Raw genomic sequence first — 19,497 nt, 5'->3', positions numbered from 1 at the left:
GGCCCTAGCGCAGCGTGCCCACGTACTTGCGGTTTTCCGCACGCTGGCGCATCAGCTCGCCTGCGCGCTGCATGAGCGGCGAGCGCTCGGCGGGGCCGGCCAGCGCGGCATTCCAGGCCGCTTCGAAGCGATGGGTCCATTCCACCAGCTCGGGCGTGCTGCGCGCCCCTTCCTGCTCCCGGGCGAAGCGGATGATTTCGGCGGCGTACTCGGCATTGGCCGCCAGCCATTCGGTATCGGTCACGCGGCCGCAGCTTCTGCGCAGCAGCACATGCAGGTGCGCGGCGATGGCCAGGAGTTCGCTTTCGGGCATGTAGTGGCACTCCTTCGGTTTGACGATCATCGGGCGATCGGGTGCCGGGCCGCTTCGCGGCCCGGCCGTTCATCCACTCAGGCGTTCGCGGTGCAGCGCCAGGTCCAGGCCCTGCAGTTCGCTTTCCTCATCCACGCGCAGGCCGATCAGCATGTCCAGCAGCCACAGCAGCACCGCCGTGGCCACCAGCGTGAACAAGGCCACGGCCAGCACGCTCACCGCCTGGGTGAGCACGCTGGCCTGCACGCCGCCGATCTGCGGGCTGGCAAACACGCCGGTCAGCAGCGAGCCCACGATGCCGCCCACGCCATGCACGCCAAACACATCCAGCGAATCGTCCGCGCCCAGCAGCCGCTTGAGCCCCGTTGCGCCCCAATAGCAGGCGACACCGGCCATCGAGCCGATGCACAGCGCCGACAGCGGCGTCACGAAACCGGCTGCCGGCGTGATCGCCACCAGGCCGCCGACCAGCCCCGAGCACAGGCCCAGCAGCGTGGCCTTGCCGCGCACCACGTACTCGGCCAGCGACCAGGCCAGGGCGCCCGCGCTGGCGGCAATGTGGGTGACGGCCAGCGCCAGCGCCGCCCGGCTGTCCCCGGCCAGCGATGAGCCGGCGTTGAAGCCGAACCAGCCCATCCACAGCAGCGCCGCGCCCATCATGGTCAGGGCCAGGTTGTAGGGCTCGAAGGGCTCGTGCCCGTAGCCGCGGCGCGGCCGCAGGAACCAGGCGCAGACCAGCCCGGCCACGCCCGCGTTCACATGCACCACGGTGCCCCCGGCAAAGTCCAGCGCGCCCATGCGCGCCAGCCAGCCGCCCGGCTCCCACACCCAGTGCGCCACCGGTGCATAGACCAGCAGGCTCCACAAGCCCACGAAGATCAGCATGGCACCGAAGCGCATGCGCTCCACCCAGGCGCCCACCAGCAAGGCGGCGGTGATCACGGCAAAGGCCAGCTGGAACATCGCATAGGCTGCTTCGGGCACATGCGGCGCCAGGTGGCTCACGGCCACCAGGCCCTTGGCGGCGTTGAAATCCAGCCCCGCGAACCAGGCGCGCGAATCACCGCCTATCCACGCATTGCCGGGCGTGAAGGCCAGCGAATAGCCCAGTGCAAACCACAGAATGCTGACCAGGCAGGTAATCGCCACCACGCTGGCCATGGTGTTGAGCACGTTCTTGCGGCGCACCATGCCCGCATAGAACAGCGCAATGCCGGGCAGCGTCATCAGCAGCACCAGCACCGTGGCCGTCATCAGCCAGACCGTGTCCACGGCGCTGATGGAGTCCGCCGCCACCAGCGACGGCCGCGTGATCGCCTGCTCGGCCGCCTGCGCCGCCTGCGCCGCACCCAGGACCGCAACCCATCCTCCCGCCACCAATGTTCTCAATGCCCGTGCGCACCTGTGCATGCAATGACTCCCTTGTTTGTTGTGGTCATGGGGCCGTCTGCCCTTGCCGCCATGGCTGCATTGGCCGGCCTGCAGCGGCCTTGCACAAGTCGTGCCAGCGCAGACGGGGCCCTTGGGGGCCGTGCGATGCAGCCGGAACACCAAAACGGGAAAACCGCGAGTCAAAACAGGGCAGCCGGGCGGGCGGTGCACCATCGGCGTGCGGTGGTGCAGCTCTTAAACTGCCGGCATGAATCGAGGAAATCTGATGTGCGCCGCGCTGCTCGCCTGTCTGTCACAGGCGGCGCTGGCGGCTGCCGAACTGCAGGACAGGCCCGAGTGGGCCCGCTTTTTTGCCGATGCCAAGGTCGATGGCAGCATCGTCGTGGTCGATGCCAGAGGCCCGGCCGAAGCCGTCTACGTCCACAACCGTGAACGCGCGGCGCGGCGCTACTCGCCCGCTTCCACCTTCAAGATCCCGCACAGCCTGTTCGCGCTGGACGCCGGGCTGGTGCGGGATGAATTCCAGCGCATTGCCTGGGATGGCGTGAAGCGCCAGTTGCCGGCCTGGAATGCCGATCAGGACCTGCGCTCGGCCATGCGCAACTCCACCGTCTGGGTGTACGAACGCTTTGCCGGGGAACTGGGCAGCGCGCGCGAGGCTGCCTACATGCGCAAGATCGACTACGGCAATGCGCTGGCCACGGGCGAGGCGCCTTTCTGGGTGGAGGGCGACCTGGCCATCTCGGCGCTGGAGCAGGTCGCCTTCCTGCAGCAGCTGTACCGCAATCGGCTGCCATTGCCGGTGGAACACCAGCGGCTGGTGAAGGACGTGATGATCAACGAGGCCGGCACCGACTGGATACTGCGCGCCAAAACCGGCTGGACGGGCCGTATCGGCTGGTGGGTGGGCTGGGTGGAATGGCCGGCCGGCCCCGTGTTCTTCGCCATGAACATGGACACGCCCCACCGGCTGGCCGACCTGCCCAAGCGCCAGGGCATCACGCGCGACATCCTGCGCTCCATCAACGCGTTGCCCAAGGCGCCGTAGCGCGCGGGACAAGGCCCATGCGTCAGCCCATCAGCCCATCAGCCCATCAGGCCTGGAGGCCGCTTGTCGGCCTTGCGCTCCACGGGGTTGGCGGTGAGCCAGTTGGAGGGGTACTGGCGCATGAACTCGCGCGCCTTTTCCACGCGCGCGTTGAGCCAGGCGTCGTAGGCGCCTTCGTTGAGAATCGCCGGCATGCGCTTTTCCGCGCCGGGCTGCTGGTAGCGGTGCAGCAGCGCATGGCTGTTGGCGTTGACCGTGAGCAGGGCGTAGCTCAGCAGCACCTCGCCATCCGGGCCCGTCCACTGCGCCCACACGCCGGCCACGCCCATGGGCTTGCCGTCGATGCGCGAGATGCGCGTGGGCAGGGCCTTGCCGTTGCGGTAGTCATCCTCGAAAAAGGCGGCCATGGGCACGATGCAGCGCTGGCCATTGAGCCAGGCATCGCGGAAGGCCTGGGCCGTGGAGACGGTCTCCGAACGCGCATTCACCAGCTTGAGCGCGCGCAGCCGTCCATCGGAGGCCGACTTCACCCAGTGCGGCACCAGGCCCCATTGGGCGGCAACCAGCTCGCGTGCGGGCGGTGCCGCAGGCGCGGGCGGTGTGTCGGAAGCGGAGGGTTCTTGCTGTTCGGTGGCGGCATCCGCGGCCACGGCGACGCTGCGGATGAAAAAGCCGGACTTGCGCGGTGTCATGTTGCGCTCGCTGGCGGCAGGCGCCTCCACGCCGAAGGCTTCGCGGTAGGCGTCGGCTTGCGACAGTGATTCGTAGTGGGTACTCATGCGCGGATGGTACCTGCGTGCCAGCGCAAAGTCGGGCGTCAGACGGTAATGGTCCCGGTCAGATAACGCGCGCAATGGCCGGCCACCTCGACGCTGGCATCGGTCACCTCGCAAAACAGCGTGCCCGTGCGGCGCGAGGCCTGGTGGCCGACCAGGCGGCTCTTGCCCAGCCTGCCCGCCCAGTAGGGCGCAAGCGCCGCATGGATGGAGCCCGTGACCGGGTCTTCCTCGCCGCCATTGGCGGGCCAGAAATAGCGGCTGACGAAGTCATGGGAGGCGCCCGCATCCGCAGGCGCCGTCACCACCACGTCCAGCGGGCCCAGCGATTTGAGGCGCTCCAGGTCCGGCTTGACGGCTCGCACCTGGTCTTCGGTTGCGTAGACGGCCACGTAGGCCTGCTGGTTCACGAGATAGGCCGTGGGTGCGGGCGTCAGGCCTTCGCGCAGTGCGGCGGGCACCTCATCCAGCGGCTTGGCATCGCGGCGCGGGAAGGTCATGACGATGCGTCCGCCATCCTCCTGCGTGGCCGTGACCTTGCCCACGGCGGCGGCCCAGAACGTGATGCTGCGCAGCGCCGGGTCGGCCTCGAACAGCACGAAGGCGCTTGCCAGCGTGGCATGGCCGCAGAACGCGATCTCCGTGAGCGGGGAGAACCAGCGGATCTCGAAGGCAGCGCGCTCGGCACTCCAGACCAGGAACGAGGTCTCCGAAAGATTGTTCTCGGCGGCAATGGCCTGCAGCGTGGAATCGGCAAGCCATGCATCCAGGGGAATGACGGCGGCCTGATTGCCCTTGAATCGTTCCGATGTGAATGCGTCTATGACGTGGATGGGGAGTTGCATTTGCAAAAGGCCTTTGGGTCGGATTCGTGTGCAGCCCGTCATTGTTGTCTCTGTCTCCAATGGCTGCGCGCGGATTCTACGGTCCGGCAGGATGGAGTTGAGGCATGCATGCCCGGCATGCCGTCCCACGCGGCTGCGGGGCGCCGCGTGGGATGCCTCGCCCCATCCCTTGCTTGAAATGCCCGCTCCCGGCTGCAAGGCTCACTCAATGCCCAGAACCGTTTTCATGGCAGCCCAGGCCACGCCGTTCAGCCGGGTGGAATAGCTGAGCGCCTGGTCTTCGCTGGCAATGGCGGCAGGCAGGCGATAGCCGAATACGCTGCCGTCGAATTCCGTATAGCCCCGCGTCACGCCTTGCATGAAGGTCTTGCCAGGGAAGTCGGCAAAGCTCAGCAGGCGCACGCCCTGGGAGGTGGAGAGGGTGTAGGCGCTTTGCGAATGCACGGTGCAGGCGCCCAGATCGCTGTAGGCCGGATGGGTGGACTCACAGCTGTAGAACTGGGCGTTGGCCGCATCGATGAAGGCCACGCGCAACACATGGTTGGCATCGACCGGCCCCGCCGCCCCGACTGTCGAGGCGCGCACGGTGGCTGGAGTCGACAGGTTCACCGCGCTGGCCGGGCGGCCGGCAATCATGGCTTCCAGCGTGGCGAAGCCGAAGCGGTCCGTGGCCGTGTTGTTGATGAAGGCCGGCGACCGGTTCAACTGCACCGACAGTGCAGTGCGCATCTGTGCGCCCTGCGGGAAGACGGCCGAGCCCAGCGTGGCAGGGTCCATTTCGATGGAGCGGTCATGGCGGATGCCCTCGGCCTGCAGCGTTGTGTCTCCGGCACGCAATTGCGTGATGACTTCGGCCATGGGCTTGCCGCTGACGTCCTGCGAAGCGGTGGTAAAGCCCAGGTAGGCGGTGGACTGGTTGCACAGCAGTGTGCGCGAAGGAACCCCCTGTGTCGTCAGGCGCGCAACGGAACTGTCGCAGCGCGTCCATCCGGTGCTGGTGAGCGTGACGGACGGGAACAGCGCTTCCTGCGTACTGGGTGCACCGTTGGTTTTTCCGCTGCGTGTCTCGAACTGGTGGGCAAAGCCGTCTGCCTGGACGACGCCGTCGGACCTGCGTTCACGCACGGAGTAGTTCTGCGCGTTGCCATAGTTCAGGAACGCCAGTTGGTTCGATGCCACGGCCGCTGCGCCAGGTGCCGTCACCTGGATAGGCACGCCCAACTCAAGCGCGTAGGCGGTGACCTTGGCGGCTGTGCGCGCGGTATCCGCAAGCACGGCGGCACTGGAGGCCGCGTCGCTCTGGTAGTCGTAGATCCTGGCGGCGTCGATGCCGAGCTGGCGGGCCACTGCAGCCTCGGCCACTTCCCTGGCCGTGCCGGCCGCGATGGCCTTTTGCACCAGGCTGGTCAGTGGATTGATCTGCGCGGATTTGCCAGCCGGTGCAGACAGCACGAACGCCTTGGCTGTGGCGGTGCTGGTGGGGTCCGCAGCGTCCACGGATTCGGGTGTGATGCGAGCCAGCACGGGAGCCTGGTTGAAGGCAGCGGTGGCTGCCGCATCGCCGGGTTGATAGGTCAGGCTGAACGTGCCGTCGCTGCCGGTGGCCGCTGCGCTGGGCTCGCCCGTGTCGCAGGCTGCATTGGCGTTCAGATCCACGCAGACTGCAGCGTTGCGCACGGCCTGGTCGATGGCGACGGTGCCTGACAGCGTGATGGCCGGCTGTGTCACGGTGCCGCCGCCGGTGCCCCCGCCGCTGTCGGTGCCGCCGCTGCCTCCTCCACAGGCATAGAGGCTTGCAACAAGGCCGCACAGCAGCAAAGGGCGCACGGCGGGAAAGGAAGTGGATGCACTGGGGTGGATTTGCATGGTGTCGGTACAGGATGTGGGTGGCAAGCCAACTCTATGTGTGACACGCAACAAACAAAATGATGCAATTGCACTATCCTGAAGCGCTGCCGGGGTGGGGCAAGAGGGCACGCTCGCGCAACACCCGCCCGTGCAGTCGATCTCAACGTATCGAAGAGAGGCAGGCAAGCCGCCATGGACGCTGCATACAACCACCTGCTGCTGAACCTCTACCGGCTATCGCACGAGCAGCCTGTCGAACATTTCCAGGACCAGGCGCTGGACCTGCTCAAACCCGTGCTGCCCTTCGACTCGGCCATGTGGGGCTCGGCCACCATGACGGCGGCCGGCATCGATATCCACACCATCCACCTTCATCGGCAGCCACCCGAAATGCTGCAGGCCTATGAAGAGGTCAAGCACCTGGACACGGCGGCGCAGGCCGTCACCATGCATCCCAGCGAGACGCTGGCCTTCGAAGCGAGGACCTGGTTCAGTGGCCGGCATCAGGGGGCGCTGCGCGACTACGGCAGGCGCTTCGAGCAGTCGCACTTCTTCATCGGCGGGATGCTGAACCCGAGCACTCTTTACACGCGCTGGCTCACGCTGTTTCGCGCCCGCACGGATGCGCATTGCACCGAGGGCGAGCGCCAACTGCTGGCCGCGCTGCTGCCCCATGTGCAGCAGGCGCTGGAACTCAACCGCCTCACGCATCTGGGGCAGCTTCGGCAGGGCCTGGCCCGTGATCGGTTGGGCTCGGCACTGGCAGACCCGCGCGGCATCATCCACCACATGGACGTCGTCTTCGAGCACGCCTTGCGCGCCGAATGGCCGGGCTGGCAAGGTCCTCGCCTGCCTGCGGCCGTGCAGACTGCGGCACAGGGCGGCGCCCATCGTCTGGTGGCCCACACCCTGGTCATCACGCTGTTCACGCAGCACGGTCTGCTGTGGTTGCGAGCGCGCCCCCGGTGCGCAGCCGACGGGCTGTCCCCCCGCGAAGCCACGGTTGCCCGGCTTGTGGTCCGGGGCCTGACCCACAAGCAGATTGCAGTCCAACTCCAGCGTGCTCCTGCCACGGTGCGCAATCAGATCCGCTCCATCTACGAAAAGCTGGGCATTGCCAACGTGGCATCGCTTGCCGAGGCACTCCGGCTGATGGATTGAGGCCAAGGTCCAGGAAAACCCTGGTGTAGTTTGCACGTGCTTGTGAAAAATAGAATGAAGATTCGTTCTACGATCATTTCCCATGCAAGACGAGGCCTGGACCTTCTTTCCGCATGCGGGTTCGCGCCATGTACAGACGCTGCGCGTGGCGCTCAGGCTGTTCGTGGAGCGGGGCTTCTTCAATACCTCGATACAGGACCTGTGCGCCGAGGCCGGCGTGTCCATCGGTTTCTTCTACAACCACTTTGCCGACAAGGAAGGCATTGCGCGCGAGCTGTACCGGCATTTGCTGGCGCGCATGAATGTGCTGCTCGACGATATCGAGGAGCGGCACGCGGGCAGCGCCCAGCGCTGCAGCGAGGTGCTGCGCATGCTGTTCGGGCTGGCCGAGGCCGAGCCCGAGGCCATGGGCTTCGTGGTCAATGCGCGCCACCGTGAGTTTCTGCCCGACGAGCAGGCCATCTGCTCGGCCTCGGCCTTCGTGCGCATGCGCGGCTTCGTGTTCGCCGGCATGACCGATGGCGAGATCCGCCAGATGGAGCCCATGGTGGCGGCCAGCCTGATGTACGGCAGCGCGATCCGCATGATCTGCCTGCGGCTGGACGGCATCATCGACACGCCCATAGAGCCCCTGTTCGACGCGCTCTGGGACGGGGTGTGGCGATCGCTCAAGCCTGACTGAGCGGCGCATTTTCCGGCGCGGGCGCCGTGCGGCGCCAGCGGTTGTTCCACTGAGGCGAAAGCACAAGGAGTAGCAGGGATGGCGCATCACATCTTGATCATCGGAGGGGGCATTGGCGGCACCATGACCGCCAACCACCTGGTCAGCAAGCTGTATCCGGAGGTGGTCACGGGCAAGGTGCGCATCACCATGCTGTCGAACTCGCCCTGGCACTACTACAAGCCGGCCTTCATGTACGTGGCCTTCAATGCCTTCTTCCGCGACGAGCTGCGGCGCAGGCAGCGCGGCCTGCTGCGGCCCGAGATCGACTTCCAGGTGGAAGAAGTGGAACGCTTCGACTTCGCGCTGCAGGCCGTGCACTGCAAGAGCGGCAAGCGCTTCGGCTACGACCACCTGGTGATCTCCACGGGCTGCGTGCCTTCGCCCGAGCGCATCGAAGGCCTGGCCGAGGCCGGCGACCACTTCTACCAGCACGCGCCCGCGCGGCAACTGGCCGACAAGCTGGCGCGCATAGAAAAGGGCCGCATCTTCGTCACCGTCACCTTTCCCAAGACGCCCAATGTGCCGCACCAGTGCGGCATCGCGCCCATAGAGACCACGCTGATGCTGGACGACCTGCTGCGCCGGCGCGGCGTGCGCGACAAGGTGGAGATCGTCTACACCTATCCCACGGTCTCGCAGCTGCTGCGCAACTGCCTGTTCCTGCAGAAGGACACCTGCGAGATCCTGCCCACGGTGTTCGAGCAGCGCGGCATTCGCCACCAGCGCGGATTCACGCTGGCGCGCGTGGACCCCGAGGCCAAGGTGGCCCACTCGGAGGAGGGCCAGGCCGAGGACTTCGACATCCTCATGGCCACGCCGCCCATACGCGCCGTGCAGGCCGTGCGCGACTGCGGCCTGTCGCAGGCGCAGGACGGCGAGGGCTGGCTGCCCACCGACCACGAGACCATGCAGGTGCTGGGCCAGAGCCATGTCTATGTGCTGGGCGATACGGTGGACCTGCCGGTGAGCAAGGCCGGCGGCGCCTGCCACAACCAGTCGCCCGTGGTGGTGAACAACATCGCCTCGCAGATCCGCTTCGGCCGCACCAGCGATGCCTACGACGGGCGCGTGGTGGCCATCGCCCAGATGGGCCTGGACGGCGGCATGCCGCTTTGGTACGACTACCAGGTCGACGTCAAGCCCACGCCGCCGACCAAGCTCGGCTCCATGATGCGCAAGGGCTTCAACCGCGGCATGTACTGGGCCGTGGCCCGCGCCCTGGTCTGAGGCCAGGGCCTTTGCATTGTCATTCCAAGCACGAAGACAAGGAGCACCGAGATGAACATCGCTTCCGACATTCCCGTGGCGCAGCCCGCCGCCGGCGGCCTGCTGCAGGACGACGCCGCGCTGCAGGGGCTGGCCGAACTGATGGGCAAGCTGGAGCCGCTGCTGGCGGGCCGGCGCCTGAACCGCGTGGTCGATCTGCTGTCGGCCACGGCGGACCTGGTGGACATGGCAGACGACTACATGGTCGAGAAGGTCGCCAAGGCCTTCGAGGATGGCGTGGGCGGGGCCTGGGCCGCGGGCAATGCCGCGCGCATGGCGGCGGCCCAGGTGCAGGCCATGGAGGAAACGCCCACCCTGATCGGCCTGATGCGCATGGCACGCGAGCCCGATGTGCGGCGCGGCCTGGCCTTCATGCTGGCCATGGCCGGCGCGCTGGGGCGCCAGCATGCCCACGATCCCATCGACTACGCGGCGGACTGAAACGCAGGGCCGAGCCACGGCCGCCCGGCAGCGCACGGGCTGCGGTGGTACAAACGCCGGGGGCGGATGTGATCCGCCCCTTTCTTTTTGCCCATTGCCCGCCATGCCTTCTTCCTGTTTCTTGCCGGTGCTGCCGGCCGCTGTCCCTGACCATTGCAGGCCCCGCTGCACCGAGGGCAGGGCATGACCGCGCAGCACCTGAGCCGTGGCGACTGGGCGCGTGCGCTGCTGGTCATCCTGATCTGGGGCACCAACTTCGTGGCCATGAAGTTCGGTCTGCTGACGCTGTCGCCCATGCTGCTGAGCGCGCTGCGCTTCGTGGTGGCGTCGCTGCCCTTTTTGCTGTTCGTGCGCCCGCCCAAGTCGGTGGGCTGGCGCTATCTGGCCGCCTATGGGCTGGTGCAGGGCGTGGGCCAGTTCGGCATGCTGTTCCTGGGCCTGAAGCTGGGCATGCCGGCGGGCATGGCCTCGGTGGTGCTGCAGACGCAGGCCTTCGTCACGCTGCTGCTGGCCGCCTTCCTGCTGGGCGAGCCCGCGCGCCTGTGGCATTGGCTGGGCCTGGTGGTATCGCTGGGCGGGCTGGTTGCCATTGGCAGCGCCCATGGCGAGGGCGACAACGCCATGACGCTGGCCGGCTTTTTGCTGACCGTGGGCGCAGCCTGCATGTGGGCCGTGTCCAACATGATCACGCGCTATGCGGCGCGCAGCGGCCCCTACGAGCCTTTCCCCTTCATCGTCTGGAGCAGCATCTTCCCCATTGCGCCGCTGATGGCCCTGGCTGTCTGGACCGATGGCGCGGATACGGTCGTGCAGCAACTGGCGGGGATCGACCTGACCGCCGTGGCCTCCATCCTGTACCTGGCGCTGCTGGCCACGCTGCTGGGCTACGGCCTGTGGACGCGCCTGCTGCAGCGCTATGCGGCCGGCACGGTGGCGCCGCTGTCTCTGATGGTGCCCGTGGTGGGCCTGGTCTCGGCCATGCTGCTGCTGGGCGAGCGGCCCACCTTCATGCAGTGGATGGGCACGCTGGCCGTGCTGGCGGGCATGGTGATCAACCAGTTCGGCGGGCGCTGGCTGGCGGGGCGGGCGCGATAGGGGAACAGGCGCCAGGGGGATGGTCGGGGCCGGTGGCAGCAGGCCGGCTTTGCATTTCTTTAAATGACTCGGGTAATAGAAATCATTATCATTACCGCTCTTTGAAAGGCGGCGTGCTCCAAGCGCGCGGCCAACGCCCGGCGCCGCACAGACCTTGAACTGTTGTGGCGCCTTTGTCCGTCCGGGCCTGCGCGCGGTGTCTGCAGCGGCCGCGGCGTCCATGACAGGCAACGATCCGCAAGAAAGGTCATCCCCATGCAAGCCTCGACCCCGGGAGGGTCCTCTCCATCCCTGCTGCGCTACCGCGTGGCCGTGGCCTCGCGCGCCTTGGCGGCGATCGGCGGCGGCTATCTGCTGTCGGCCGCCTGCGCCGCCACGGGCGCGCGCGCCATGGTCTGGCTGGGCGTGGAACGGGCCGATGCGGCGCTGGGCTCGACGCTGCTGGCCTTCATCATCTACGCCGTGGCGGCCATGTGGGCCTTTGGCTGCGCCAGCGCCTGGCGTGCCTGGGCCGTGATCGGCCTGCCGGGCGCGGGCCTGGGACTGCTGGCCTGGGTGCTGTCGAACGGAGCCGCCCCATGAGGGCAGACGGCAAACCCGAGGGACTGCGCCAGTCCATGTCCTGGCTGCACACCTGGAGCGGCCTGCTGCTGGGCTGGCTGCTCTACGCGGTGTTCTTCACGGGCACCCTGAGCTACTTCCGCGACGAGATCAACGACTGGATGCGGCCCGAGCTGCACGGCTCGGTGCAGGATGCCGATACCGCGCAGCGCGCACTGGAGGCCATGCAGCGCATCGCGCCGGAGGCCACGACCTGGACGCTGAGCCTGCCCGGCCCGCGCCAGGTGGCGGTGGCCGCATCCTGGCGCGAGCCCGGCGCCGCCACGGGCCGCGCAGGCACCAAGCGCGCCGAGATCGACGCCGCCACGGGCGAGAAGCTGGAGCCGCGCGATACACGCGCCGGCAACTTCTTCTACCGCTTCCACTTCGAGCTGCACGCCATGCCGCGCATCTGGGGCCGATGGATCGTGGGCTTCGCCACCATGCTGATGTTCGTGGCCATCATCACGGGCGTGATCACGCACAAGAAGATCTTCACGGACTTCTTCACCTTCCGCCCGCGCAAGGGCCAGCGCTCCTGGCTGGACGCGCACAACGCCACGGCCGTGCTGGCGCTGCCGTTTCACATCGTCATCACCTTCAGCGGACTGGTGCTGCTGATGTTCATGCTCATGCCCTGGGGCATACAGGCGGCCTACAACGGCGACACCAATGCCTACTTCGCCGATGTGCGCGGTGCACGCGGGCAGGCGGCCAACCAGGGCCCTGGCGCGCGTGGTGGCAAACAAGAGCGCCAGGCCGCCGCGCTGGCCGACATCGCGCCCATGCTGGCCGAGGGCGCGCGCCGCTGGCCCGAGCACGGCGTGGGCAGCATCACCGTCAACGCGCCCGGCACCTCGCGCGCGGTGGTCGAGCTGCGCGAAGGCGGCGGCATGAGCCTCATCAACCGCGGCCAGTCCGAGACCCTGCGCTTCGACGGCGTGACCGGCCAGTTGCAGGCCAGCCCCGAGGCGCCCGCCATCTCCTGGGTGCGCGCCACCGGCAACGTGATCACCGGCGTGCACCTGGGCCGCTTTGCAGAGCCCGCCACGCGCTGGCTGCTGCTGCTCAGCGGCGTGGTCGGCACCTTCATGGCCGCGTCCGGCATGGTGCTGTGGGTGGTCAAGCGCATGCCCGAGCGCCGCAAGCTGGGCCGCACGCCCTTCGGCCACCGTCTGGTGGAGGTGCTCAACGTGGGCTCCATCGCGGGCCTGTCGGTGGCCGTGGCCGGCTTCTTCTGGCTCAACCGCCTGCTGCCCGTGCCCATGCAGGCGCGCAGTGATTGGGAGATCAACGGCTTCTTCCTGATCTGGCTGCTGTGCCTGCTGCATCCGCTGCGGGTCTCGCACCGCAATGCCTGGCTGCAGCAGATGGCGCTGGCCGCCGTGCTGTATGCGCTGCTGCCTCTGCTCAACCTGCTGACGGGCGGCGCATCGCTGGTGCAGACCCTGGCCAACGGGCAGTGGAGCATCGCCAGCTTCGAGCTGCTGATGCTGGGCCTGGCCGCCATCCACGGCGTGGTGGCCTGGTGGCTGCTGCGCGGCAAGCCGGCAGCGGCTGCAGCCCCCCGCACGCAAGCCCGCGCCGCCAGCCATGCCTCCACGCTGGAGCGCGCGTCATGATGATTCTTGCCACCCTTTGCCTGGCCTTTGCAGGCTTTGCCGTCGTCGCCGCGACCATGGACCGGCACCAGGACCAGCTGGGCACCGAAGGCCTGGCGCCCGCGCGCCTGAAGGCCTGGCGGCTGGCCGGCCACGCGCTGCTGGCCCTATCGCTGGCGCCCTGCCTGCTGCGCTGGAATGCCTCGGTGGCCGTGGCCGCCTGGCTGGGCCTGCTCACCTTTGCGGCCCTGGCCCTGGGCCTGCTGCTGACCTATGCGCCGCAGCTCGCGCGGCGTGTGGCGGCCGCTGCAGCGGCGGCGGGGCTGCTGGCCTGGCTGGTGGCTGGCTGATTCAATAGGCGGCAGCTGCCTGCTTTGCAGGCGCGGCCACCGGCGAATCATCGAACTGCCCCCGCAGCCTGCGCGCCGCATTCGCAAACAGCAGCACATCCACGCCCACGGCCACGAAGCTGCAGCCCAGGTCCAGGTAGCGGCTGGCCAGGGCGGGGTCCGAGGTCAGGGTGCCGGCCGCCTTGCCGCTGGCGATGATGGTCTTCATGGCGCCCTCGATGGCGGCCTGCACTTCGGGGTGGCCCGGGTTGCCGCGGTGGCCCATGGAGGCGGCCAGGTCGGCGGGGCCGATGAAGACGCCGTGCACGCCGTCCACCGCGCAGATGGCTTCAAGGTTGTGCAGCGCGGCCACGGTCTCGGCCTGCACCAGCAGGCAGATCTCGTCGTCGGCCACCTGCAGGTAGTCGGCGCGTGCGCTCCACTGCGATGCGCGGCCCACGGCGCTGCCCACGCCGCGCACGCCCAGCGGCGGGTAGCGCGTGGCGGACACCACGGCGCGCGCCTGTTCGGCCGTGTCCACCATGGGCACTAGCAAGGTGGTGGCGCCTATGTCCAGCATCTGCTTGATCAGGGCCGTGCTGCCTTCGACCACGCGCACCACGGCCTGGGCCGGGTGCGGGGCCACGGCCTGCAGCGCGGCCAGGGTGCTGCGCACGTCGTTGGGCGCGTGCTCGCCGTCGATCAGCAGCCAGTCATAGCCGCAGGTGGCGGCCGCCTCGGCCAGGTAGGGGTCGGCCATGGACAGCCACAGGCCGATGCGAGGCTGGCCTGCGGCCAGGGCGGTCTTGAAGGGGTTATGGGCTGGCATGGTGTCCGGTGATTTCGTTGATGGAAAGATTCAGTCCAGCAGGCCCTGGCAGACGTACTTGGTGTGCAGGTAGTCGTCCAGGCCGTGGGTGGAGCCCTCGCGGCCGTAGCCCGATTCCTTGACGCCGCCGAAGGGCGCTGCCTCGGCGGCCAGCGCGCCTTCGTTGATGCCGACGATGCCGGTCTCCAACGCATCGGCCATGCGCCAGATGCGGCGTGCGTCATTGCTGTAGAAGTAGGCGGCCAGGCCGAAGGGCGTGTCGTTGGCGGCGGCGATGACCTCGTCCTCGCTGTCGAAGACGGTGAGCGGCGCCACGGGGCCGAAGGTTTCCTCGCAGGCGCAGGCCATGGAGGCATCGGCGCCCGTGAGCACGGTGGGCGCGTAGTAGTTGGCGCCCAGGGCATCCAGGCGCCTGCCGCCCGTGAGCACCCTGGCGCCGCGCGCCACGGCGTCCTGCACATGGCGCTCGATCTTTTCCACGGCGCGCGCGTTGATCATGGGGCCGATCTGCGAGGCCGGGTCGCTGGCCGGGCCCACGTGCAGCGCGGCCACGCGCGCGGCCAGCTTCTGTGCGAACGTGTCGTGCACGCTGCGGTGCACGAAGACGCGGTTGGGGCACACGCAGGTCTGGCCGCCATTGCGGAACTTGGCGGCCATGAAGCCGTCGACGGCGGCATCGATGTCGGCATCCTCGAAGACGATGAAGGGCGCATTGCCGCCCAGCTCCAGCGAGAGCTTCTTGAGCGTGTCGGCGCTGCGCCGCGCCAGGTGCTTGCCCACGGGCGTGGATCCCGTGAAGGTGATCTTGCGCACGCGCGCATCGTCCAGCCAGACATCCACCACCTCGGGCGTCTTCTCGCGCGAGGCCGTGACGATGTTGAGCACGCCGGCCGGCACGCCCGCCTCCTGGGCCAGCAGCACCAGGGCCAGCGAGGTCAGCGGCGTGTCTTCCGCGGGCTTGCAGACCACGGTGCAGCCGGCGGCCAGCGCGGGCGCGATCTTGCGGGCGATCATGGCGGCCGGAAAGTTCCAGGGCGTGATGGCGGCCACTACGCCCACGGGCTCGCGCAGCGCAAACATGCGCCGGCCCGGCACGGGCGCGGGAATGATCTCGCCGTTCATGCGCGTGGCCTCTTCGGCAAACCATTCGATGTAGCTGGCCGCGTAGGCGACCTCGCCCTTGCCCTCGGCCAGGGGCTTGCCCTGCTCGCGGCTGATGAGGCTGCCCAGGTCGTCCTGGTGGGCCAGCACCAGGCCGTTCCAGCGCTTGATGATGGCGGCGCGCTGTTTGGCGGGCGTCTTGCGCCAGGCGGGGAAGGCGGCATGCGCGGCGTCCAGCGCGGCGCGGGCCTCGGCGGCGCCGGAGTCGGGCACCTCGGTGATCAGTGCGCCCGTGGCGGGGTCGGTCACGGCCAGGCGCGGGGCGGGAGCGGCGGGCGTGGCAGTCGCAGTGGTAGTCGCGGTCGTCCATTGGCCGGCGATGAAGTTGGCGCTGCGCAGCAGCTCGGGGCGGGTCAGGGTCAGTGGCATGGAGTCGGTGGATGCAGGTGTTGTAAGGGGCGGCTCAGCTCACGATGCCCAGGTGCCAGGGTACGAACTCATGGTCGCCCAGGCCCAGGGCCTCGCTCTTGGTGGGCTCGCCGCTGGCGTGGCGCAGGATCTGCGCGAAGATGCGCTGCCCCATCTCGGGCACGCCGCATTCGCCGTCCACGATCAGGCCGCAGTTGATGTCCATGTCCTCTTCCAGACGGCGGTACATGGGCGTGTTGCTGGCCAGCTTGATGGTGGGCGCGGGCTTGCTGCCGAACATGGAGCCGCGCCCCGTGGTGAAGCAGATCAGGTGCGCGCCGCTGGCAATCTGGCCCGTGGAGGCCACGGGGTCGTAGCCCGGCGAGTCCATGAACACAAAGCCCGGCTCGGTGATGGGCTCGGCATATTCGTAGACGGCGCGCAGCGGCGTGGTGCCGCCCTTCATGGCCGAGCCCAGCGATTTCTCGAAGATGTTGGCCAGGCCGCCGGCCTGGTTGCCGTGGCCGACCACGCCGTTGAACTGCGCGTTCTGGCCGGCCGCGTAGCGCTCCCACCAGGCCAGGCGGTCCAGCAGCTTCTGCCCCACGGCAGGCGTGATGGCGCGGCGCGTGAGCATGAATTCCACGCCATGGATCTCGGGCGTTTCCGACAGGATGGCCGTGCCGCCGTGGCGCACCAGGATGTCCATTGCCGCGCCCAGGGCCGGGTTGGCCGTGATGCCCGAAAAGCCGTCCGAGCCGCCGCACTCCAGCCCGATCTTCAGGTGGCTGGCACTGACCGTGCTGCGCCGCGCAGCGTCGGCCTCGGGCAGCATCTCTTCGATGGCGCGGATGCCCGCCTCGATGGTCACGCGCGTGCCGCCGACCTCCTGCATCACCAGGGTGCGCATGAGCCGGCCTTCGCTCAGGCCCTGCGACTCCACGAGGGCATCGACCTGGTTGCGCTCGCAGCCCAGGCCCACGATGAGCACGCCGGCCAGGTTCGGGTGGCGCGCATAGCCGGCCAGCGTGCGGCGCAGCACGTCGAAATGCTCGCTGGGCGAGGACATGCCGCAGCCGCTGGTCTGGGCGAAGGCCACCACGCCGTCCACGTTCGGGAAGGCCGCCATGCGCTCGGCCGTGAAGTGCGCGGCAATGCGCTTGATCACCGTGGCCGAGCAGTTCACCGACGACAGGATGCCGATGAAGTTGCGCGTGCCCACGCCGCCGCCGGCGCGCACAAAGCCCTGGAAGCTGGCGCGCTGCGCCTCGGGCACATAGTCCACGGGCCGCACATCGGCGCCGAAGGCCGGGTCGCGGTAGTAGTCCACGATGCGCAGGTTGTGGCTGTGCACATAGTCGCCAGCCTCCAGCTCGCGCATGGCCACGCCGATCACGGTGTCGTACTTCTTCACCTGCTCGCCCTCTGCGATGCGGCGCGCGGCGATCTTGTGGCCCGCAGGCACCTGGGCGCGGGCGCGCACGCCCAGTTCGGGAATCTCCTGGCCCAGCGACAGAGCGGTCTTGGCGACCAGCACGTTGTCGTTGGGATGCAGGTGCAGGAGGGGGCTATCGGTGCGGGACATGCGGGACATGCGGGGCTTTCATCGGTGTGGGTTCGCGGGCTGTCAGCCCTTCATCAATTCGCGCAGCTTGAGCTTGTCGATGAGCACGGTCTCTTTTTGATAGACCGTGTTGACGTATTTCTCGTAGTCCGGGCCGTCCAGGTACAGCAGCGGCGCATCCAGCTTCTCGGCCACGGACTTGAACTCGGGGCTGGCCACGGCGGCGCGGAAGGCCTCGCGCAGCCTGGCCGCCACGGCCGGCTCCAGGCCACGCGGCGCGCCGATGCCGTTGGGCGCATCGACCACCACGTCGTAGCCGCATTCGCGCAGCGTGGGCACGTCCTTGAAGCGCGCCGTGCGCTGCTCGCCCCAGGTGGCCAGCAGGCGCAGCTTGCCGGCTTCCACATGGGGGGCCCAGGAGCTGGAGTCGGCCAGCGCATCCACATGGCCGCCCAGCACGCCCTGCAGCGCCTCGGCGCCGCCCTTGTAGGGCACATGGTTGAGCTGTATGCCGGCCACGCCCGCAAACTCCTCCATGCCCACATGCGTGGCGCCGCCCACGCCCGCATGGGCATAGGTCATCTGGCCGGGCCTCGCCTTGGCGGCGGCCACGAAGTCCTTGAGCGTCTTGAACGGCGAATTGGCGGGCACAGCAATGCCGAAGGTCTGGCCCGAGGTGCGCGCGATGTAGGTGTAGTCCTTGCGCGGATCGGCCTGCAGGCTGCCCAGTTGCGAAAAGCGCGTGACCGAGATGGGAATCTGGCCGATGGTGTAGCCGTCCGCCCTGGCCGAGGCCAGCGCCTTGGCGCCGATCATTCCCGAGGCGCCCGCGCGGTTCTCCACCGCGATCGGCTGGCCCAGCAGCTTGCCGGCCACGGTGCACAGCGCGCGCATGGACTGGTCGGCCGTGCCGCCCGCAGGCCAGGGGCAGATGAAGGTGATGGGGCGTTCGGGCCAGCTCTGGGCGAAGAGGGGGCCGGTGGCGGCCAGTGCGCTGGCGCCGAGGGTGGCGAGCACGAATTCGCGCCGGCTTGCATGGCGTGTGCGTGGGGTGTTCATCGCTTGTCTCCTGTATTGGCTTTTTGCAGCCCTGTGATCCGGGCCTTGGGCTGACTGGCGCGATTGTTCAGCGCCTGATCATGACAATCCAATGAAAAGATAGACTGGCTTCATAACCTCAAAGCTATGAAGCCCCCATGAGCAAGATAGACCGCGTGCTGCGCTCCAACCTCAAGCTGCGCCATCTGCAGCTGCTGGTGGCGCTGGACCAGTTCCGCCACCTGGGCCGCGCCGCCGAGTTCCTGGCCGTCACCCAGCCCGCCGTCTCCAAGACCCTGGCCGAGATCGAGCGCATGCTGGACATGACGCTGTTCGAGCGCTCCACGCGCGGCACCGAGCCCACGGCGGCCGGCGTCAGCATGGTGCGCTTTGCGCGCTCGGTGCTGGCGGGCTTCGAACGCACGCGCGATGAAATGGCGGCCGAGGCCAGCGGCACGCGCGGGCGCACCAGCGTGGGCGCCATGGTCGTGGCCACGCCCGTGCTGCTGGCCCGGGCCGTCGAGCAGTTGAAGGCGCGATCGGCCCAGACCACGGTGCTGGTCGAGGAGGGCGATCTCACGCGGCTGCTGCCCAAGCTGCGCATGGGCGAGCTGGACCTGTTCGTGGGCCGGCTCGAACCCGGCTATGCCTCGCCCGACCTGGAGACCGAAGCCCTGTACGACGAGCCCATGGTCGCCGTCGTGCGCCCCGGCCATGCGCTGCTGGCGCAGCACGCCAGCTGGCAGGCGCTGGCCGACATGCCCTGCGTCATGCCCCCGCCCTGGGCATCGCTGCGCGTGAAGCTGGAGCAGCAGTTCTTCGCCCACGGCCTGCATCCTCCGGCCGATCTGGTGGAGTCCGCCTCATTCCTGTCGCAGATCAGCTTCCTGCACCAGCGCGGCGCCGTGGCCTTCATGGCGCGCGGCGTGGCCGAGCATTTCGCGCAGCAGGGGCTGGTCGCCGTGCTGGACCTGCCCGTGCCCATCGACCTGCCGCCCGTGGGCCTGATCACCCTGCGCGGCCAGCCGATGACGGCGACGACGCGCTTGCTGGTGGAGTGTTTGCGGGCGGTAGCGGGTAGACGCTAAGACTGATGGAGTGTCAAATGTGGTGGGATT

General features: G+C 68.4%; 19 protein-coding genes. 10 read left to right on the top strand and 9 right to left on the bottom strand.

All coding sequences use genetic code 11. From position 1 onward, the window contains the following. Nucleotides 1-4 precede the first annotated feature (4 nt). Nucleotides 5-313: a hypothetical protein gene (locus ACF8NF_RS24265; RefSeq protein ID WP_016449753.1), complete on the bottom strand. Its 309-nt coding sequence runs from the start codon at nucleotides 311-313 to the stop codon at nucleotides 5-7. A 69-nt stretch (nucleotides 314-382) separates the two neighbouring features. Beyond that, nucleotides 383-1,723: an ammonium transporter gene (locus ACF8NF_RS24260; RefSeq protein ID WP_392451408.1), complete on the bottom strand. Its 1,341-nt coding sequence runs from the start codon at nucleotides 1,721-1,723 to the stop codon at nucleotides 383-385. Nucleotides 1,724-1,952: 229 nt separating this feature from the next. On the opposite strand from ACF8NF_RS24260, the gene blaOXA reads away from it, so the two are divergent. Then, a complete protein-coding gene (gene blaOXA, locus ACF8NF_RS24255) occupies nucleotides 1,953-2,753 on the top strand; it encodes a class D beta-lactamase (protein WP_392451407.1) in 801 nt (266 codons plus the stop codon). Nucleotides 2,754-2,791: 38 nt separating this feature from the next. Here blaOXA and ACF8NF_RS24250 read toward each other — a convergent pair whose 3' ends face one another. The 3 genes from ACF8NF_RS24250 to ACF8NF_RS24240 form a co-directional block, all read right to left on the bottom strand. Beyond that, nucleotides 2,792-3,532 (bottom strand): SOS response-associated peptidase, encoded by a 741-nt coding sequence (locus ACF8NF_RS24250; RefSeq protein ID WP_392451406.1) that lies wholly within the window; start codon nucleotides 3,530-3,532, stop codon nucleotides 2,792-2,794. Nucleotides 3,533-3,570: 38 nt separating this feature from the next. Continuing rightward, on the bottom strand, nucleotides 3,571-4,374 hold the full coding sequence (locus tag ACF8NF_RS24245) for a PhzF family phenazine biosynthesis protein (RefSeq protein ID WP_126311736.1): 804 nt from the start codon (nucleotides 4,372-4,374) through the stop codon (nucleotides 3,571-3,573). A 201-nt stretch (nucleotides 4,375-4,575) separates the two neighbouring features. Then, entirely contained in the window at nucleotides 4,576-6,240 is a 1,665-nt protein-coding gene (locus ACF8NF_RS24240; protein ID WP_392451405.1) for a hypothetical protein, read from the bottom strand. Between the two features lie 174 nt (nucleotides 6,241-6,414). Between ACF8NF_RS24240 and ACF8NF_RS24235 the strand changes: the two genes are divergently transcribed. From ACF8NF_RS24235 to ACF8NF_RS24200, 8 genes are all read left to right on the top strand, one after another. Further along, nucleotides 6,415-7,383 (top strand): LuxR C-terminal-related transcriptional regulator, encoded by a 969-nt coding sequence (locus tag ACF8NF_RS24235; protein ID WP_016449747.1) that lies wholly within the window; start codon nucleotides 6,415-6,417, stop codon nucleotides 7,381-7,383. A gap of 82 nt (nucleotides 7,384-7,465) precedes the next feature. Further along, nucleotides 7,466-8,065 (top strand): TetR/AcrR family transcriptional regulator, encoded by a 600-nt coding sequence (locus ACF8NF_RS24230; protein WP_392451404.1) that lies wholly within the window; start codon nucleotides 7,466-7,468, stop codon nucleotides 8,063-8,065. A 78-nt stretch (nucleotides 8,066-8,143) separates the two neighbouring features. Further along, the gene (locus tag ACF8NF_RS24225; protein ID WP_392451403.1) at nucleotides 8,144-9,334 is read left to right on the top strand and encodes an FAD/NAD(P)-binding oxidoreductase; all 1,191 of its coding nucleotides are present in this window, start codon (nucleotides 8,144-8,146) and stop codon (nucleotides 9,332-9,334) included. Between the two features lie 51 nt (nucleotides 9,335-9,385). Beyond that, entirely contained in the window at nucleotides 9,386-9,814 is a 429-nt protein-coding gene (locus ACF8NF_RS24220) for a DUF1641 domain-containing protein (RefSeq protein ID WP_012204259.1), read from the top strand. A 183-nt stretch (nucleotides 9,815-9,997) separates the two neighbouring features. Beyond that, on the top strand, nucleotides 9,998-10,909 hold the full coding sequence (locus ACF8NF_RS24215) for an O-acetylserine/cysteine exporter (RefSeq protein ID WP_013803501.1): 912 nt from the start codon (nucleotides 9,998-10,000) through the stop codon (nucleotides 10,907-10,909). 255 nt (nucleotides 10,910-11,164) lie between these two features. Beyond that, a complete protein-coding gene (locus ACF8NF_RS24210) occupies nucleotides 11,165-11,491 on the top strand; it encodes a DUF3649 domain-containing protein (RefSeq protein ID WP_310037743.1) in 327 nt (108 codons plus the stop codon). Continuing rightward, nucleotides 11,488-13,131 (top strand): PepSY-associated TM helix domain-containing protein, encoded by a 1,644-nt coding sequence (locus ACF8NF_RS24205; protein ID WP_392451402.1) that lies wholly within the window; start codon nucleotides 11,488-11,490, stop codon nucleotides 13,129-13,131. The genes ACF8NF_RS24210 and ACF8NF_RS24205 overlap by 4 nt, the downstream gene beginning before the upstream one ends. Next, nucleotides 13,128-13,460, top strand: a complete 333-nt coding sequence (locus ACF8NF_RS24200; RefSeq protein WP_392451401.1) for a DUF3325 family protein — start codon at nucleotides 13,128-13,130, stop codon at nucleotides 13,458-13,460. Before ACF8NF_RS24205 ends, ACF8NF_RS24200 begins: the two co-directional genes overlap by 4 nt. A gap of 1 nt (nucleotide 13,461) precedes the next feature. Here the strand turns inward: ACF8NF_RS24200 and hpaI are convergent, their stop codons facing one another. Genes hpaI through ACF8NF_RS24180 form a run of 4 tightly spaced genes read right to left on the bottom strand, consistent with a single transcriptional unit; the run spans nucleotide 13,462 to nucleotide 18,400 of the window. Then, nucleotides 13,462-14,268, bottom strand: a complete 807-nt coding sequence (gene hpaI / locus ACF8NF_RS24195; protein ID WP_392451400.1) for a 4-hydroxy-2-oxoheptanedioate aldolase — start codon at nucleotides 14,266-14,268, stop codon at nucleotides 13,462-13,464. 30 nt (nucleotides 14,269-14,298) lie between these two features. Beyond that, nucleotides 14,299-15,798 carry an NAD-dependent succinate-semialdehyde dehydrogenase gene (locus ACF8NF_RS24190; RefSeq protein WP_392451399.1) on the bottom strand — a complete coding sequence of 500 codons (1,500 nt, stop codon included), beginning with the start codon at nucleotides 15,796-15,798 and terminating at the stop codon, nucleotides 14,299-14,301. A 34-nt stretch (nucleotides 15,799-15,832) separates the two neighbouring features. After that, entirely contained in the window at nucleotides 15,833-17,362 is a 1,530-nt protein-coding gene (locus ACF8NF_RS24185; protein WP_034398286.1) for a UxaA family hydrolase, read from the bottom strand. A 42-nt stretch (nucleotides 17,363-17,404) separates the two neighbouring features. Then, nucleotides 17,405-18,400, bottom strand: a complete 996-nt coding sequence (locus ACF8NF_RS24180) for a Bug family tripartite tricarboxylate transporter substrate binding protein (protein ID WP_392451398.1) — start codon at nucleotides 18,398-18,400, stop codon at nucleotides 17,405-17,407. A 137-nt stretch (nucleotides 18,401-18,537) separates the two neighbouring features. Here ACF8NF_RS24180 and ACF8NF_RS24175 point away from each other — a divergent pair, with 137 nt between their 5' ends. Next, nucleotides 18,538-19,467: a LysR substrate-binding domain-containing protein gene (locus ACF8NF_RS24175; RefSeq protein WP_392451397.1), complete on the top strand. Its 930-nt coding sequence runs from the start codon at nucleotides 18,538-18,540 to the stop codon at nucleotides 19,465-19,467. Nucleotides 19,468-19,497 lie beyond the last annotated feature (30 nt).

The sequence above is a fragment of the Delftia sp. WSY_22 genome, assembly GCF_043104185.1.
In the GTDB taxonomy this organism is placed as follows: domain Bacteria; phylum Pseudomonadota; class Gammaproteobacteria; order Burkholderiales; family Burkholderiaceae_C; genus Comamonas; species Comamonas tsuruhatensis.
The sequence above is the reverse complement of the archived record's forward strand: the minus strand, read 5'-3'. Positions and strand labels throughout refer to the sequence as shown.